Raw genomic sequence first — 15,467 nt, forward strand, 5'->3', positions numbered from 1 at the left:
GTCAACGTGTATAATAAGATTGTGAAAGAGTTAGTAATAGATTTAACTTTAATATAAAGGAGAATGCCAGATGAAAGTAATTGTAATTGGCTGTACCCATGCCGGAACTGCTGCAGTAACAACCATGTTAAACGAGAACGAGGACATCGATGTTACGATTTATGAACGGAACGATAATGTCTCTTTCCTCTCATGCGGGATCGCCCTCTATGTTGGTGGTGTCGTGAAGGATGTTGACGGCCTCTTCTACTCTAGCCCCGATGCCTTAGCTGAACTCGGCGCCAATGTGAAGATGGAACACGATGTCTTAGAACTCGATCAAGCCAACAAGAAAGTCCAAGTCAAAGACTTGAAAACAGGCGAAGTCTTTGAAGATAGCTATGACAAGTTAGTGCTTTCTTCAGGTTCTTGGCCAATTATTCCTCCAATTGATGGCTTGGATCTTGACAATGTTCTTCTCTGCAAGAACTTTAACCATGCCCAAGAAATTATTGCTAAGAAGAACGATAAGAAACGGATAGCTGTTGTTGGTGGGGGCTATATCGGGATTGAACTTGTTGAAGCCTTCGCTGAAACTGGCAAGGAAGTTGTCCTGATCGACGGCATGCCTCACCCACTGAGCAAGTATCTCGATAGCGAAATGACCGATATCTTAGAAGAAACCATCCAAGAACATGGGGTTGAAATGCACATGTCTGAATTTGCGGATGGCTTTGTTGGAGATGAGAATGGGGCTGTCAAAGCTGTTCGGACCAACAAGGGCGAGTATGAATGCGACATGGCTATCCTCTGTGTCGGTTTCAAACCTAACAATGAACTCTTCGGCGACCTCAAGACCTTCGATAACGGTGCTTTAATCGTCGATGACTTCATGCATACCTCTGACCCAGATATTTACGCTTGTGGCGACTCTTGCGCCGTGAACTACAACCCTAATGATGGCCATGCCTACATTCCATTGGCTACCAATGCCGTTCGTATGGGGAACCTAGTTGGTAAAAATATTAAAGAAGACCGCGTTAAATACCGTGGTACCCAATCCACTTCTGGTCTGAAACTCTTCGGCTGGAACATTGGCTCGACAGGGGTTAACGACGGCTCTGCTGAATCATTCGGCCTAGACACTCGTTCTGTCTATGTCAAAGACTTTTACCGTCCCGAATTCATGCCAACTAATGAAGTCGTTCATATGAAACTTGTTTACGAAGTAGGCACTGGTCGGATCGTTGGGGGCCAATTAATGTCCAAGTATGACATTACCCAATCTGCCAACACCCTCTCCTTGGCCATCCAAAACCATATGACCATTGAGGATTTAGCCTATGTCGACTTCCTCTTCCAACCTCACTTTGACCGCCCATGGCACTATCTCAACATCCTAGCCCAAGCGGCTCTAGACCAAGAAGCTAAGTTAGCTGAATAATTCACAGGATAAGAAAAAACTCCCAGTCCATCTGTGACTGGGAATTTTTTTGCCTTCAATAGCTGATTTAGGCCCATAAAACATGATACTAAGCAGAGATCGTCATAAAGAGCACGGCCGTCGCAAAGACCCAAAAGAAGAGGCCAATGCCAATAAAGAGCAAGTACCACTTATTGCGCGACCGTTTGTATAAATAAAAGGACGATCCTACCAATAAGAGCGACACCACAATGCCAAGAAAAATAACAACTAACAGAACAAACGCCTCCTCTTCCTATGCATCAAAATCTGCTTCCTTCTTAAAATTCAACCACTGGGCAGTCTTTTGAGCCCGGTCTTCTGCTGATAAATAGAAAACTTCATCCAAGTAGAGGCCATGAGCGGCTGCAGTGGGTCCTGCTTCATTGCGGTCTCGAACTTCAAGCAAACGGGGCATCTCCTCAATCGGCTTGAGCCCGTCACCAATTTGGAGCAGGGTGCCCACCAAAATACGGACCATATTGTACAAGAAACCATCCCCCTCGAAGAGGAAGTAATAGCTAGAAGGGTCTGGCCCTGGATGGACTTCTGCCCGGTAAATAGTCCGTACAAAATTCGTCTTATCGGTATGGGTCGAACAAAAGCTTTCAAAATCATGCTGGCCCTTAATATAACTAAGAGCCTGGGCCATACGGTCAAGATCCGTTTGATAGGGATGGTGGAGGGCATAGTGGCGCTTGAAAGGGGACATGAAAGGCCCCCCTTCCACCCGGTAGATGTAGCGCTTGCCCGAGGTGTGGTAGCGAGCGTGGAAAGTGTCTTCCACCGCTTCAACCTTCTGGATACAGATACTATCGTCACAGATACTGTTCAGGGCACGCAGGAGCGCCTCTTCAGCTATCGGCGCCGGGTAATCGAAGTGGACCACCTGACCATAAGCATGGACCCCAGAATCTGTCCGTCCAGAGCCATGGACATTAATCGTCTGGCCCTTGGTCATCAGTTTTAAAGCCCGCTGCAGTTCCCCCTGGATACTAGGTCCATTGGGTTGCACTTGAAAGCCAACATAGGGACTGCCATCATAGGCCAAAGTCAGCTTGTAACGTTGCAAAAAATCCCTCCTTAATCTTTGAGTAAAAGAAGTCCTAGGCAGACCAGACCTACCACGACAAGCGATAGCGTATCTCGGCCCTGCCAGGTCAATTCCCGGTACTTGGTCCGCCCTTCTGCCCCGCGATATCCCCGTGCCTCCATAGCCGTGGCCAGGTCATAAGCCCGGTTAAAGGCATTGACAAAGAGCGGGATTAAGATTGGAATAAAGGCTTTCACCCGTTCGAAGAGATTGCCTTCATTGAAGTCCACACCCCGCGCACGCTGGGCATTCATAATTTTATCCGTCTCATCAATTAAAGTCGGAACGAAGCGCAGAGCAATAGAGAGCATAAGCGCCATTTCGTGGACAGGTAAGACCTTACGGAAAGGTGAAAATAAACTTTCGAGGGCATCGGTTATGGCTAAGGGTTGGGTGGTCAGGGTGAGCAAGGTTGAAATAAAGATAATCAAGACAAAGCGCAAGAAGATAAAGGCCGCATTCATCAAGCCATCCTTAGTCAAAACTAGGAAGCCCCACTGCCAAATAACCTCCCCGGTCCGGGTGAAGAAGAGCTGCAAGATCACCGTAAAGAGAATCAAGACCACCATGGGCCGCAAGCCCTTGATAAAGACCGACAGGGAAATATTCGTCAAAGCCACCATAAACATGACAAAAGCAAATAAGAGGGCATAGGACCAGACATTATTAGCAAAGAAAATAAAGATCAGGAGAAGAACCATAGCCAGCAACTTAGCACGCGGGTCTAAGCGGTGGATGAAGGAATCCCCCGGTAGGTAACGTCCTAGGATAAATTTATCCTTCATTGGAGTCTAGCCCCCTTCCTAAATCTGCCAGGATAGCATCGGCTAAGTGGTCCACTGTCAGAGCTGTCCCGCTTAAGGGCCTGCCCGTTTGAGCTTCATAAGTCCGGGCAAAGTGCAGGCTATCCGGCAAGTCCAACTGGTGCTGGTGGAGCCAGTCAGGATCCTGAAAAATCTCTTCAGGACGACCTGAGCGGATACAAGTCCCGCCCTCCATAACGATAACATGGTTAGCATACTTGGCCACGTCATTCATATGATGGGAGACCAAAACCACTGTTAAGCCCTTGTCCTGGTAGAGCTGGTAGAACATTTCCAGCATTTCTTTTTGTCCTTTAGGGTCCAGACCAGCAGTCGGCTCATCCAAGACAAGCACTTCCGGTTGCATGGCGAGGATCCCGGCAATAGCCACCCGACGCATCTGGCCGCCCGATAATTCAAAGGGAGACCGGTCATGGAGATCAGGAGCTATACCCACTAAATCTAAGGCTTCCAAGGCCCGTTCCCGTGCCTCTTCTTCGCTGGCACCATAGTTCTTAGGCCCGAACATAACGTCGGCCAAAAGGGTTTCTTCAAAGAGTTGGGATTCCGGAAATTGAAAGACCATGCCGACTTTTGCTCGCAAGTCCTTCAAGCCTTTGCCCTTACTTTCCGAGTTTAGAACAAAATTACCCAAACGGACCTCTCCAGAGCTGGGAAGGAGCAAGGCATTGAGGTGTTGAATCACTGTCGATTTACCAGAGCCTGTATGCCCAACCAAGGCTGTAAAGCTCTTATTTGGGATGGTTAAGGTCGCATCGTGCAGGGCCTGCATCTCAAAGGCTGTTCCTGCACCATAAGCAAAGCCTACCTGGTCGAATTCAATTTGCATAGATAGTCCACCAACCCTTCTTCCGTTAAATAAGCTTCTGGCATGTCAAGTCCCCGTGCCTGGAGGGTCTCCTTTAATTGTTCGGCAAAAGGAACGTCTAAACCCATCTCTACCAGGGCCTGGCCCTCCTTAAAGATTTCTTCTGGGCGGCCCTTTTTGACAATTTGCCCCTGGTTCACGACAAAGATTTGGTCTGCCATAGCAGCTTCATTGAGGTCGTGAGTAATGGATAGGACCGTCATCTCCTGGCTCTCCTTAATGTCCTGCATCAAAGAGACGACCTCATGCCGGCCTTCTGGGTCTAGCATGGCCGTCGCTTCATCCAAGATAATAACTTCTGGTTGTAAGGCGAGGACGCCCGCAATGGCCACTCGCTGCTTCTGTCCGCCAGATAGGCTAGAAGGCTCCCGGTCCTTGTACTGACTCATATTGACCTGGTCTAAGGCCCGATTGACCCGTTCAACCATTTCGCTTCTAGGAATGCCCGCATTCTCCAAAGCAAAGGCCACATCGTCTTCTACTGTCGCCCCAACAAACTGATTATCCGGATTCTGGAAAACAAAACCAACCTTTTGGCGGATCTCCCACACTGTCTCTTCGGAAAGTTCTTGACCGTCCACATAAATATGGCCGGATTGGGCCTCCAAGAGCCCATCGATGAGCTTAGCCAGAGTCGATTTTCCTGACCCATTATGGCCAATAATGGCTAGCCAGTCCCCTCGTTTAATCTCAAAGGATACCCCCTGGATGGTGGGCCTCTCTTGGTCTTCTTGATAGGCAAAGATTAAGTCCTCGACACGAACGATCGTATCTTCCATAGCTGCCTCCTTAATTAAAAGGACCCTACCGCAAGTCCGGCAGAGTCCATTATTCTTTGTTTAATCAGTTGAGTTGCCAAACCGCCTCTAAAGGCTGAATGGTCAACCCTGCCACATATTAAGGTGATACTTACAGTTTACGCTAAAATGCTTAAGACTGCAATCATAAACTTATGAAGCGAGGGTCAATCTTGGCTCTTCTTTCCCTGGTCTTCAGGAAGTTCTTGGTGCTCCGATTCATAGATAGCCCGGGTCACAAAGGCCACCCACTGCTTACGTCCTTCATCATTGAAGTGGACACCATCGTCGCCTAGCCAGCTCGGTGCGGCCTCCTGACTATTGAAGTAAGCATTCCAATCCAGGTAGTGAACCTTATCCCCTAATTGATCAGCGGCGGTCTTGAGATTGGCATTCACCTCGTCGCGCCAAGGCCGGTTAACATGGGTATTGACCAAATAAATGGTTCGATCCTTGCCGATCTGTTCCACCATATCCACAATTTGCTGGCTAGAGAAGCCGCCATTGGCTCCCAAGTTAATAACTACTGGATTAAAGAGGGCCTGGTTGGCTTTAAGCTGTTCAATCACCGGCGCAATGGCATAGACTTGCCGGCCCACTTCCGCACTAATATAGGAATTAGGATAAGTAATCGACAGCACTTCAGAAGCTCCTAAGAGCAAGGAATCACCGATAAAAGTTGCCTGGAGGTTATGGGCCATCTGCACCTGTTCTTTAGGAAGAGAGGAGAGGAAGCCCTGTTGGTCGGCTGGCAATTGGTCGATATAGGCTTTAATTTCTTCTTCGCTGGCCGGATCTGACACATTACCCTGGGCGATGGCTTGGTTTTGCTTCTTCAACGCTGCCTTTTGCTCTTCAGCCTGGCGGATCTGGTCGGCCGTTTCATGTTCAATCGGTGCTAGGGCGAGCGCAACCCCAGTCCCCACTAACATCGCGAGATAGGCCCAGAAGGCAATCCGACTAGCTAGTGACGTGTCAGAAGATAAGGCAGCTCTAAAGCCTGATTTTAACTGGAGGGGGACTCCCTTAGGCCGGTTGAAGATGGGAACGTAGGCCTTCCGATGAACCACCACAATATGGGTCAGCGCCCCGAGGAATATAATAAGAGCCAGCTGCCAAGCAATCGAGGAGACGAAGAAGTTAGACGACTTGGGCGCTGAACGGAAGATAATGAAGACAGGATAGTAGAAGAGATACATCCCATAAGTCATCTGCCCCAACCAAGATAGGGGACGGAAGCGTAAGAGCTTGGCGATTAAGTTGCCTGGCAGGGTTAAGAGAACCATAAAAGCAAGCACTAAGAGGTCAAAAACAAACATCCCCCCGTAATAGGTCAGACTCCATGAATCCGTTAAATACCGCATCATGAAGAAAATGAGGCCCCCGATTCCCAAGGTCAAGAGCGAAGTCAACCAAGTGGCCCCCTTCTTGATGATCTGACGGAATTTATCCGTCTGCATCATTGTTCCAGCTGCGGCCCCTAGTGCAAAGCTGAAGAGCCGGGTATCCGTCCCATAGTAGACGCGACTCGGGTCCTTGCCTGGATCAAAAAGTACCGCCATCAGTATGGCACTCAGAACAGCTAGGATGAGGTAGAAGCAGGAAGCCCCTTTAGCAGACTTTAAATGGGGCCTGATCAAACGAACCAGGGCCGGCCATAAGAAGAGGAACTGGGCATACATGCTCAAGTACCAGAGATGGGTAAAGATCGAGGGGTGGGCGAAATCCGCAAAATACGAGCCCCCTGCTAGGATCTGCGACCAGTTATTGACAAAGACCAAGCTGGAGAAGAACATACGCGGTAGGTTGGTCAAAAGGTCAAAACGGAAGACCAAGAGATAGCAGGTCCCCACCACCAGGACGAAGAGCATGGGCCGGAAGAGTCGCCCCAGTCGCCTGAAAAAAGTCGACCAAAAACGCGGGAATTCTCCCGTCATCTGATATCCCCTCTCCAGCCGTCCACTAATTAAGAAAGCTGAGAGGATAAAGAAGATATCTACAGCTAAAAAGCCCCCTGGTAGGAGGTGTTTTGTATAATGATAGAAAATAATAGCCAGCATCGACAGAAAGCGTAGGCTATCAAAGGGTCTAAAATATTTACGTTTGGACAAAGTTGCCCCTCCTCATCGATAATAATCCAATAATAGCACTAAAGCGCCTGACTGTCTTCAAAATCCCAGATTATTTTCCTTAATTTTATAAATAAGCGACCATCTAGACTTATTACACATTCAACTTAGCTTAAAAAAGCGGCAGACGTATCGACTTCCCATCCAAATCGGACTAAGACACTGCAAGCTACACTTAGGGGACTTAACTGTGGCCTCCTCCCCATTAAGCCACATTAGCCCTTCTCAATTGTGGCTTAGAACTTAGTCACCCACATTCGCAGTAATTGATTGTGGCTTGACAAGAATTAACACCCACTGCTAAGCCTTAATTGTGGCTCCACATTGATTAAGCCACACTCCTCGTGCTTAATTGTGGCTTGGGAGAGAGTATAGACAAGAACCAGCTGCTCTTGTACTCCCGCTAGCCTTCCCACCCTGTCTAGTCGGGTTCGACTTGGCAGGCTTGGAGTGATTTCACAAGTAAGGAACGAGCGAATTCTTCGCTCTTATCCTTACTTGCTCCAATCATCCAAGCCTAAGCGCTAAGTCTCACACCCTGTCTAGTCGGGTTCGGGCTGGCAGAAATAGCTCCTCTTCACCAAAATCCGCCGAAGACTTTCAGTCTTCTCTGGCTTTTGGCTCCAGAGGTCTATTTCTCCCGCCAGCCCTCACACCCTTATAACAAAAAAAGCATTCATGTAATAACATGGATGCTCGTGTTTTGGAATTAGGATATATTTTCACTTCCGGAGCACCTGCCCCGGAAGTGAAAGAGCTAGACTTGGGTTACCCCATCATCATAACGCTCTACATACATCTGGCTTACACTAATTCAATAATCGCCATCTTAGAACCGTCACCACGACGAGGTTCAGTCTTAAGGATACGGGTATAGCCACCTTGACGATCTGCATAGCGAGGGCCTAACTCGTTGAATAATTTTTGTAAGGCTGTTTCAATAACGATGTCATCATCTTCCGCACGAACATCAGCGATTTCGTTACGAACAAATTTAGCAGCTTGACGACGTGCGCTAAGGTCACCTTTCTTGCCTAAAGTAATCATTTTTTCAGTAGATTTACGGATTTCTTTAGCACGAGATTCGGTTGTTTCGATACGTTCATTGATAATTAAATCAGTCGTCAAATCACGTAATAAAGCTTTACGTTGTGAGCTGGTGCGACCTAATTTACGGTAACTCATCAGAGAATTCCTCCTTCACTTTATAATTAATCTTCTTGGCGTAAGCTTAAATCGAGAGCAGCCAATTTATTCTTGACTTCATCGAGTGACTTACGGCCTAAGTTACGAACTTTCATCATTTCTTGTTCAGTTCGGTCAGTTAATTCATCCACAGTATTGATACCTGCACGTTTCAAACAGTTGTAAGAGCGAACAGAAAGATCCAATTCTTCGATTGACATTTCGAGCATTTTTTCTTTCTGAGTTTCTTCTTTCTCGACCATAATTTCAGCAGATTTTGCTTCATTGGTCATGTCAACGAAGATCGCCAAGTGTTCCGTTAGAATCTTAGCAGCTAAACTCAACGCTTCATGAGGGGCTATCGTCCCGTCAGTCCAGATATCATAAGTCAACTTATCGAACTGGTTGATTTCACCAATACGGATATTTTCAACTTGGTAGTTAACTTTTTCGATTGGTGTGTAGATTGAATCTACTGGAATTACGCCAATTGGCATATTTTCTGATTTGTTATGTTCAGAACGAACAAAACCACGACCATTTTGAACATTCATCAGCATATGGAAACGAGCTCCATCTTCTAAGCTGCAAATGTGCAAGTCTGGATTCATGATATCAAAATCAGCATCGGCCGTAATATCCGCTGCAGTGACCTCTGCTGGGCCAACTACATCAATTTCGACTTGTTTTTCTTCAACATCATAAAGTTTCAAGGAAAGCTTCTTGATGTTCAATACAATTTGAGTGACATCTTCGCGGACACCTGGGATTGTAGAATATTCATGTAAAACATCATCAATCTGAACTGATGTTACCGCTGTACCAGGCAATGATGAGAGTAAAATACGACGCAGGGAATTGCCTAAAGTTGTTCCGTAACCACGTTCTAATGGTTCAATCGCAAATTTACCAAATTTGTTATCATCGCTGATCTCAATCGTTTCAATAGTTGGTTTTTCAATTTCGATCATAATCTACAAGTATTCCCCTTTCAAAACGTGAATTTTGCACCACTACTGCTTCCAAAAAGTTTTCGGCAAGCTGTTTGAAAAACAGTACTATACACGACGACGTTTTGGAGGACGGCAACCGTTGTGTGGGATTGGGGTTACGTCACGAATTGAGGTAACTTCAAAACCAGCAGCTTGTAAAGCACGAATTGCAGATTCACGACCAGGTCCTGGGCCTTTAACAGATACTTCAACAGTCTTCATGCCTTGGTCCATAGCTGTCTTAGAAGCAGCTTCTGAAGCCATTTGGGCAGCATAAGGTGTTGATTTACGGGAACCCTTAAAACCAAGTGCACCTGCGGATGACCATGAAATTGCATTACCATGTTCATCAGTAATCATAACAATAGTATTATTGAAAGTTGAGTGGATATGAGCAACACCAACTTCAACATTCTTTTTCACGCGACGTTTACGTGTTTGACGTTTTGCTTTAGCCATTTGATTAACTTGCCTCCTTTACTTTAAATTAATTATTTCTTCTTACCTGGGATCGCTACACCGCGACCTTTACGGGTACGAGCATTGTTCTTAGTATTTTGACCGCGAACTGGTAGGTTACGACGGTGACGCATACCACGGTAGGAACCGATTTCTTGTAAACGTTTGATGTCCATGTTGACATCGCGACGTAAGTCACCTTCAACCTTGATCTTATCAACTTCTGCACGAATCTTATCTAATTCGTCATTGCTTAAATCATTCACACGGATATCTTCAGAAACGCCAGCATCAGCTAAGATCTTTTTAGCTGTTGTGTTCCCGATCCCATAAATGTAAGTTAAGGCAATGACAATACGTTTGTTACGTGGAATATCTACACCTGCAATACGAGCCATTCGATTGGCACCTCCTTTATTAACCTTGGCGTTGTTTATGTTTAGGGTTTTGGCAAATTACCATGACTTTGCCATTACGACGAATCACTTTGCATTTGTCGCAAATTGGTTTAACAGACGCTCTAACTTTCACGATTGACCTCCTTATATCATTTAGAAATTACTTGAAACGATATGTAATCCGTCCCTTGGTCAGATCATATGGAGACATTTCGACTTTTACACGGTCACCCGGTAGAATTCGAATATAATTCACACGAATCTTCCCAGACACATGGGCAAGAATCTCTACGCCGTTTTCAAGTTCGACTTTGAACATTGCATTAGGTAAAGTCTCGGTGACTGTACCTTCTACTTCGATCATATCTTCTTTAGACACTATATTTCCTCCTCGTTACACATATGTGCGACACGACAACATGAAGAAAAACTCATCTCAAAAGTTCTCAATAGGATTAACCTGAACATTATACCATTAAAGAACATCTAATGCAAGACTTTATTCAATGATCTTTTTGATTTCGTTAAAGACATTATCGATTCCGATGTCACCAGGCACCCGGTAAACCTTGCCTTGACTTTCGTAGAAGTCGAGGATTGGGGCTTGTTGCTCTTGGTTGACTTCGATCCGATTCTTAACCACTTCAGCCTTATCATCGTCGCGGGTATAGAATTCTTCTGCCCCACAACGATCACAGACGCCTTCTTCTTTTGGCGGGTTAAAGTTGACATTGAAGGTTGCCCCACAATTGCCACAGATGATCCGACCACTCAGGCGTTTTTCTAGGACTTCAGGGTCAACATCGATATAAATGACAGCATCGATGGTCTTGTTAATGTCTTCCAAGATTTCTTCCAAGGCCTTAGCTTGGTTGAGAGTCCGTGGGAAGCCATCTAGCATGAAACCCTTAGCTTCTGTGTCTGCTTGTTGTAAACGTTCTTTAACAATCCCATTCGTTACTTCATCTGGCACAAGGCCACCCTTGTCCATGTATGATTTAGCTTCTTTACCGAGTGGGGTTTGGTCTTTGATGGCTTGACGGAACATATCTCCTGTTGAAATATGAGGAATGTCATAAGTTGCCACAATTTTTTCTGCTTGGGTACCCTTACCAGCACCTGGCAGCCCCATCAAAATAATATTCATTTCCATCCTCCGAACTTCAATTCTTGACTAGCGAATAAAGCCTACATAGCGACGCTTGATTAAGCGACCTTCAATTTGTTTAGCTGTATCGAGTGCGACACCGACAACGATGAGTAAACTTGTCCCTCCAAGACCAATCGTTCGTGGAAGATCAAAGAAATAGGACCCCATTAGAGGTAGGATGGCAATCATCATTAAGAATAATGAGCCCACACTGCTTAAACGATTGAGCATCTTGGAAATATAACGTTCTGTTGGTAAACCAGGACGCACACTAGGGATATAAGCGCCTGATTTTTGGAAGTTCTCGGCAACGCGTTCAGGATTAATTTGGATATGCGCATAGAAGAATGTAAAGAGTACAATCGTTACCGCATATATGGTCATCCCGATTGGTTGTTCGAGATTAAAGACTGTCTCTGCTGTTTTGAACCAAGCGGCATCTGAAAACTGGGCCGACAAGAGGCTGAGAACCGTTTGTGGCACCATGATAATAGAGCTGGCAAAGATAACTGGAATAACCCCTGCTGAGTTAATCTTCAGCGGCATATGGGATTGTTCCACTACTGTGCTCGCCCTTTTGGAATAGCGTACCGGAATACGCCGTTCAGCTTGGTTGACGTAAACAACTAAGATAATTAGAAGTAATGCAACAAGGGCAAAAATACCCCCAAAGATGGCATTTTGAGTGAGCTGAGCTTGGTCAGTCACATCAATTAAGCCTTTCTTAACAGCGGTGAGGACTTCACCGGGAATCCGAGCAACAATCCCCGAGAAGATAATCAGAGAAACCCCATTCCCGATACCGAATTGGGTGATTTGCTCCCCGATCCATACAACGAGCATGGACCCAGCTGTCATGACCAAGGCAATAATGCAGTAAGTTAGCATTCCTGGATCCTTGATCAGGCCGAATTGCGAGAGGGAGTTAAAGCCAACCGAAATCGCAATGGCTTGGAAGAAAGAAACAAGAACAGAGAGATAGCGTGTCCACTTATTCAGCTTACGCCGTCCCACTTCACCTTGTTTCGACCATTCTGTAAAGGCTGGCACAATGTCCATCTGCAAAAGCTGTACCACAATCTGAGCCGTGATATAAGGGGAGACCCCTAAGGAAAAGATTGAGTAGTTATGCAAGGCCCCGCCGCCAAAGGTATTCAACAGACCAAAGAGCCCTGAATTAACGAGCGTATTTATCGCTTGTGCATTCACACCTGGAACTGTTATATGTGTCCCGAGACGGAACACAATTAACATTCCCAAAGTAAAGAGGATGCGACTTCTAACGTCTTTATCCTGAAATACAGCTTTCAGAGTAGTGAACATTAGATCACCTCGATTGTGCCCCCAGCTGCTTCAATTGCTTCTTTAGCTGTAGCTGAGAATTTAGCTGCTTTAACGGTTAGTTTGCGTTCTAATTCACCAGCACCTAAAACTTTAATAGCTTTCTTGGTATTCTTAACAAGACCAGCTTCAACTAAAGCTTCTGGCGTTACTTCAGCCCCATCTTCAAAAACGTTTAAATCGTCGATATTAACGATGGCGTATTCTTTGCGGTTAATGTTTGTAAAACCACGTTTAGGGATACGACGGTACAATGGGGTTTGCCCACCTTCAAAACCTAAACGTACTTTACCGCCTGAACGAGCTTTTTGACCTTTTTGGCCGCGACCTGAAGTCTTACCGTTACCTGATCCAGATCCACGTCCTAAACGGTTACGAACATGACGTGATCCTTCACTTGATTTTAACTCGTGTAATTTCATAATCTTCAAGGCACCTCCTTATTTCTTATTGTATTATTTTACTTCTTTAACTTCAACTAAATGGGCAATCTTCTTGATCATTCCGTCGATTGCTGCATTAGTTTCTTTTTCAACTGTACGACCAGTCCGGGTTAGGCCCAGCGCTTGGCAGGTTTTGATTTGGTCATCTGGACGACCGATAACACTGCGTTTTAAAGTTATTTGAACTTTTGCCATGTTGTAAGCCTCCTTAACCTAAGATTTCTTCAACTGATTTACCACGTAATTCAGCGATTTCTTCAGGTGATTTCAATTCTTTTAGCCCTTGGATGGTTGCACGCACAATGTTAATTGGAGTGTTTGATCCGAGTGACTTAGAAGTGATATCTGCAATACCTGCTAATTCAACAACGGCACGAACAGGGCCACCAGCTGCTACCCCAGAACCGTTCTTAGCTGGTTTCAAGAGGACTTGGCCTCCGTTGAAGATACCTAATACTTCATGAGGGATAGTGGTACCTGCACGAGGAACTTCGATCATGTTCTTCTTAGCAGCTTCAACCGCTTTACGGATTGCTTCAGGAACTTCAGCAGCCTTACCTGTACCGAATCCAACGTGTCCATCTTTGTCGCCAACAACAACAAGTGCTGAGAAGTTCATGCGACGGCCACCTTTAACTACTTTAGTGACACGATTGATAGCAACAACGCGATCTTCGATTTCACGGTCGTTAACTTGTACAAATTTGTTTGTCATGTTATGGCTTCCTCCTTTTCCTAAAATTCTAGTCCGTTTTCACGTGCAGCGTCAGCCAAGGCTTGAACACGGCCGTGATATTGGTAACCGCCACGGTCAAAGACAACGGTTTTGACATCTTTTTCTGCTGCGGCTTGGGCAATCTTCTTACCAACAGCTGCAGCTTTTTCAACTTTTGTCCCAGTTTCTTCACCATCAGAGGCACTTGCAAGCGTAACACCCGCTACGTCATCAATTAATTGAGCGTAGATGTGTTTATTTGAGCGGAAAACGCTCAAGCGTGGGCACTCTGCTGTTCCAGAAATGTGACGACGTACACGTGCGTGACGTTTTTTACGTAAGACATTTTTATCTGGTTTGCTAATCAAAATGGTTCACCTCTTAATTTCTACTTTAATTTGATAGGTAAGGATAATCCTAAGATTATTTACCAGTTTTACCTTCTTTGCGGATAATGTGTTCGTCAGAGTAACGTACCCCTTTGCCTTTGTAAGGTTCTGGACGACGAATTTCACGAACGTTAGCGGCGAATTGACCCACTAAGTCTTTATCTGCACCTGAAATATTGATTTCAGTATTTGATGGTAAATCAACTTCGATACCTTCAGGAATGTCAAATTCTGCTGGGTGGGAAAGACCAACGCTTAGCGTTAATTTGTTTCCTTGGGCTTGTGCACGGTAACCTACCCCTTGTAAGAGTAAGGTTTTCTTGAAACCTTCGCTAACCCCTTGAACCATGTTATTAACTAAAGCACGAGTAGTCCCGTGTAAAGCGCGAACATTCTTTTGGTTGTTAGGACGTTCGAAAGTGATTTCGTTTTCTTCTACATTGATTGTAATTTGTGGATCGAATGTACGAGTTAGTTCACCTTTAGGGCCTTTAACGGTTAAAGTGTGGCCTTGTACATCGATGGTTACGTTACTAGGAATTGTTACTGGTTTATTACCAACACGACTCATCTAGACTGCACCTCTTTCAATTTTATTTTTTAGGGCCTACCATACGTAAGCTAAGACTTCGCCACCAACGTTTTTAGCGCGAGCTTCTTTATCAGTGATAACACCTTCAGAAGTTGAGATGATGGCAATTCCTAAACCGTTCAAGACTTTAGGGACTTCATCAGTTTTCGCATATACACGTAAACCTGGTTTAGAAATACGTTTTAAGTTTGTGATAACACGTTCGTTATTCTTACCATATTTCATGAAGACACGGATGATACCTTGCTTGTCATCTTCAATGACTTCGAAATCTTTGATGTAACCTTCTTCTTTAAGAATCTTTGTGATTGCAACTTTCATTGCTGATGCTGGAACTTCAAAAGACTCGTGGCGTACCATATTAGCGTTACGCACGCGTGTTAAGAAATCAGCGATTGGATCTGTCATGACCATTACCTGTTCACCCTCCTTTACTTATTACTCTCGATTACCAACTAGCTTTTCTGACACCAGGAATTTGTCCTTTATAGGCAAGTTCACGGAGGCAGATACGGCATAACTTGAATTTACGGTAAACAGAGTGTGGACGGCCGCAGCGTTCGCAGCGTGTGTATTCTTGTGTTGAATATTTTGCTTTGCGTTTATTTTTCGCAATCATTGATTTTTTAGCCAAATCGATTCCCTCCTCCT

The 15,467-nt window shown here is 45.3% G+C and carries 21 protein-coding genes; 1 reads left to right on the forward strand and 20 read right to left on the reverse strand.

What is annotated here, in order from left to right; all coding sequences use genetic code 11:
* Positions 1-70: 70 nt before the first annotated feature.
* On the forward strand, positions 71-1,423 hold the full coding sequence (locus QP339_RS07430; protein WP_070618578.1) for an FAD-dependent oxidoreductase: 1,353 nt from the start codon (positions 71-73) through the stop codon (positions 1,421-1,423).
* Between the two features lie 274 nt (positions 1,424-1,697).
* On the opposite strand, the gene truA is transcribed toward QP339_RS07430, so the two are convergent.
* The 20 genes from truA to QP339_RS07530 all read right to left on the reverse strand — a co-directional run bounded on the left by truA (position 1,698) and on the right by QP339_RS07530 (position 15,450).
* On the reverse strand, positions 1,698-2,513 hold the full coding sequence (gene truA, locus QP339_RS07435; RefSeq protein WP_284911008.1) for a tRNA pseudouridine(38-40) synthase TruA: 816 nt from the start codon (positions 2,511-2,513) through the stop codon (positions 1,698-1,700).
* Between the two features lie 11 nt (positions 2,514-2,524).
* Entirely contained in the window at positions 2,525-3,319 is a 795-nt protein-coding gene (locus QP339_RS07440) for an energy-coupling factor transporter transmembrane component T family protein (protein WP_284911009.1), read from the reverse strand.
* Positions 3,309-4,187, reverse strand: a complete 879-nt coding sequence (locus QP339_RS07445) for an energy-coupling factor transporter ATPase (protein WP_284911010.1) — start codon at positions 4,185-4,187, stop codon at positions 3,309-3,311. The genes QP339_RS07440 and QP339_RS07445 overlap by 11 nt, the downstream gene beginning before the upstream one ends.
* The gene (locus tag QP339_RS07450; protein ID WP_284911011.1) at positions 4,163-5,005 is read right to left on the reverse strand and encodes an energy-coupling factor ABC transporter ATP-binding protein; all 843 of its coding nucleotides are present in this window, start codon (positions 5,003-5,005) and stop codon (positions 4,163-4,165) included. Before QP339_RS07450 ends, QP339_RS07445 begins: the two co-directional genes overlap by 25 nt.
* Before the next feature lie 185 nt (positions 5,006-5,190).
* Positions 5,191-7,134, reverse strand: coding sequence for an acyltransferase family protein (locus QP339_RS07455; RefSeq protein ID WP_284911012.1), 1,944 nt, complete (start codon positions 7,132-7,134; stop codon positions 5,191-5,193).
* Between the two features lie 822 nt (positions 7,135-7,956).
* Positions 7,957-8,337: a 50S ribosomal protein L17 gene (gene rplQ, locus QP339_RS07460; RefSeq protein ID WP_067972980.1), complete on the reverse strand. Its 381-nt coding sequence runs from the start codon at positions 8,335-8,337 to the stop codon at positions 7,957-7,959.
* A 26-nt stretch (positions 8,338-8,363) separates the two neighbouring features.
* Positions 8,364-9,308, reverse strand: a complete 945-nt coding sequence (locus QP339_RS07465; protein ID WP_067972982.1) for a DNA-directed RNA polymerase subunit alpha — start codon at positions 9,306-9,308, stop codon at positions 8,364-8,366.
* Positions 9,309-9,395: 87 nt separating this feature from the next.
* Positions 9,396-9,788 carry a 30S ribosomal protein S11 gene (gene rpsK, locus QP339_RS07470; RefSeq protein ID WP_284911013.1) on the reverse strand — a complete coding sequence of 131 codons (393 nt, stop codon included), beginning with the start codon at positions 9,786-9,788 and terminating at the stop codon, positions 9,396-9,398.
* A 32-nt stretch (positions 9,789-9,820) separates the two neighbouring features.
* Positions 9,821-10,186 (reverse strand): 30S ribosomal protein S13, encoded by a 366-nt coding sequence (rpsM, locus tag QP339_RS07475; RefSeq protein ID WP_067972988.1) that lies wholly within the window; start codon positions 10,184-10,186, stop codon positions 9,821-9,823.
* 19 nt (positions 10,187-10,205) lie between these two features.
* Positions 10,206-10,319, reverse strand: coding sequence for a 50S ribosomal protein L36 (gene rpmJ, locus QP339_RS07480; protein WP_083272385.1), 114 nt, complete (start codon positions 10,317-10,319; stop codon positions 10,206-10,208).
* Positions 10,320-10,346: 27 nt separating this feature from the next.
* Positions 10,347-10,565, reverse strand: a complete 219-nt coding sequence (gene infA, locus QP339_RS07485; RefSeq protein WP_067972992.1) for a translation initiation factor IF-1 — start codon at positions 10,563-10,565, stop codon at positions 10,347-10,349.
* Positions 10,566-10,685: 120 nt separating this feature from the next.
* Positions 10,686-11,333, reverse strand: a complete 648-nt coding sequence (locus QP339_RS07490) for an adenylate kinase (RefSeq protein ID WP_067972994.1) — start codon at positions 11,331-11,333, stop codon at positions 10,686-10,688.
* Positions 11,334-11,360: 27 nt separating this feature from the next.
* The gene (secY, locus tag QP339_RS07495) at positions 11,361-12,659 is read right to left on the reverse strand and encodes a preprotein translocase subunit SecY (RefSeq protein ID WP_067972997.1); all 1,299 of its coding nucleotides are present in this window, start codon (positions 12,657-12,659) and stop codon (positions 11,361-11,363) included.
* Positions 12,659-13,099 carry a 50S ribosomal protein L15 gene (rplO, locus tag QP339_RS07500; protein WP_284911014.1) on the reverse strand — a complete coding sequence of 147 codons (441 nt, stop codon included), beginning with the start codon at positions 13,097-13,099 and terminating at the stop codon, positions 12,659-12,661. The genes secY and rplO overlap by 1 nt, the downstream gene beginning before the upstream one ends.
* 33 nt (positions 13,100-13,132) lie before the next feature.
* Positions 13,133-13,315 (reverse strand): 50S ribosomal protein L30, encoded by a 183-nt coding sequence (gene rpmD, locus QP339_RS07505; RefSeq protein WP_070430159.1) that lies wholly within the window; start codon positions 13,313-13,315, stop codon positions 13,133-13,135.
* A gap of 13 nt (positions 13,316-13,328) precedes the next feature.
* Positions 13,329-13,835: a 30S ribosomal protein S5 gene (gene rpsE / locus QP339_RS07510; RefSeq protein WP_070430158.1), complete on the reverse strand. Its 507-nt coding sequence runs from the start codon at positions 13,833-13,835 to the stop codon at positions 13,329-13,331.
* Between the two features lie 20 nt (positions 13,836-13,855).
* Positions 13,856-14,203 (reverse strand): 50S ribosomal protein L18, encoded by a 348-nt coding sequence (gene rplR, locus QP339_RS07515; RefSeq protein ID WP_070618564.1) that lies wholly within the window; start codon positions 14,201-14,203, stop codon positions 13,856-13,858.
* A 55-nt stretch (positions 14,204-14,258) separates the two neighbouring features.
* The gene (rplF, locus tag QP339_RS07520; protein WP_284911015.1) at positions 14,259-14,795 is read right to left on the reverse strand and encodes a 50S ribosomal protein L6; all 537 of its coding nucleotides are present in this window, start codon (positions 14,793-14,795) and stop codon (positions 14,259-14,261) included.
* 36 nt (positions 14,796-14,831) lie between these two features.
* Positions 14,832-15,230: a 30S ribosomal protein S8 gene (gene rpsH / locus QP339_RS07525; RefSeq protein WP_067973014.1), complete on the reverse strand. Its 399-nt coding sequence runs from the start codon at positions 15,228-15,230 to the stop codon at positions 14,832-14,834.
* Positions 15,231-15,264: 34 nt separating this feature from the next.
* Positions 15,265-15,450, reverse strand: coding sequence for a type Z 30S ribosomal protein S14 (locus QP339_RS07530; RefSeq protein WP_083272384.1), 186 nt, complete (start codon positions 15,448-15,450; stop codon positions 15,265-15,267).
* Positions 15,451-15,467: the final 17 nt, after the last annotated feature.

The sequence above is a fragment of the Aerococcus sp. UMB7834 genome, assembly GCF_030215145.1.
Classification (GTDB): Bacteria; Bacillota; Bacilli; order Lactobacillales; family Aerococcaceae; genus Aerococcus.

What these genes read in the sequence shown, in the direction of transcription:
- QP339_RS07490 (WP_067972994.1), bottom strand. Translation starts at nt 11,333, where the DNA reads ATGAATATTATTTTGATGGGGCTGCCAGGTGCTGGTAAGGGTACCCAA.
- rpsM (WP_067972988.1), bottom strand. Translation starts at nt 10,186, where the DNA reads ATGGCTCGTATTGCAGGTGTAGATATTCCACGTAACAAACGTATTGTC.
- rplQ (WP_067972980.1), bottom strand. Translation starts at nt 8,337, where the DNA reads ATGAGTTACCGTAAATTAGGTCGCACCAGCTCACAACGTAAAGCTTTA.
- rplF (WP_284911015.1), bottom strand. Translation starts at nt 14,795, where the DNA reads ATGAGTCGTGTTGGTAATAAACCAGTAACAATTCCTAGTAACGTAACC.
- QP339_RS07440 (WP_284911009.1), bottom strand. Translation starts at nt 3,319, where the DNA reads ATGAAGGATAAATTTATCCTAGGACGTTACCTACCGGGGGATTCCTTC.
- rpmD (WP_070430159.1), bottom strand. Translation starts at nt 13,315, where the DNA reads ATGGCAAAAGTTCAAATAACTTTAAAACGCAGTGTTATCGGTCGTCCA.
- QP339_RS07465 (WP_067972982.1), bottom strand. Translation starts at nt 9,308, where the DNA reads ATGATCGAAATTGAAAAACCAACTATTGAAACGATTGAGATCAGCGAT.
- rpsK (WP_284911013.1), bottom strand. Translation starts at nt 9,788, where the DNA reads ATGGCTAAAGCAAAACGTCAAACACGTAAACGTCGCGTGAAAAAGAAT.
- rpsE (WP_070430158.1), bottom strand. Translation starts at nt 13,835, where the DNA reads ATGACAAACAAATTTGTACAAGTTAACGACCGTGAAATCGAAGATCGC.
- QP339_RS07445 (WP_284911010.1), bottom strand. Translation starts at nt 4,187, where the DNA reads ATGCAAATTGAATTCGACCAGGTAGGCTTTGCTTATGGTGCAGGAACA.
- secY (WP_067972997.1), bottom strand. Translation starts at nt 12,659, where the DNA reads ATGTTCACTACTCTGAAAGCTGTATTTCAGGATAAAGACGTTAGAAGT.
- QP339_RS07450 (WP_284911011.1), bottom strand. Translation starts at nt 5,005, where the DNA reads ATGGAAGATACGATCGTTCGTGTCGAGGACTTAATCTTTGCCTATCAA.
- rplO (WP_284911014.1), bottom strand. Translation starts at nt 13,099, where the DNA reads ATGAAATTACACGAGTTAAAATCAAGTGAAGGATCACGTCATGTTCGT.
- QP339_RS07430 (WP_070618578.1), top strand. Translation starts at nt 71, where the DNA reads ATGAAAGTAATTGTAATTGGCTGTACCCATGCCGGAACTGCTGCAGTA.
- rpsH (WP_067973014.1), bottom strand. Translation starts at nt 15,230, where the DNA reads ATGGTCATGACAGATCCAATCGCTGATTTCTTAACACGCGTGCGTAAC.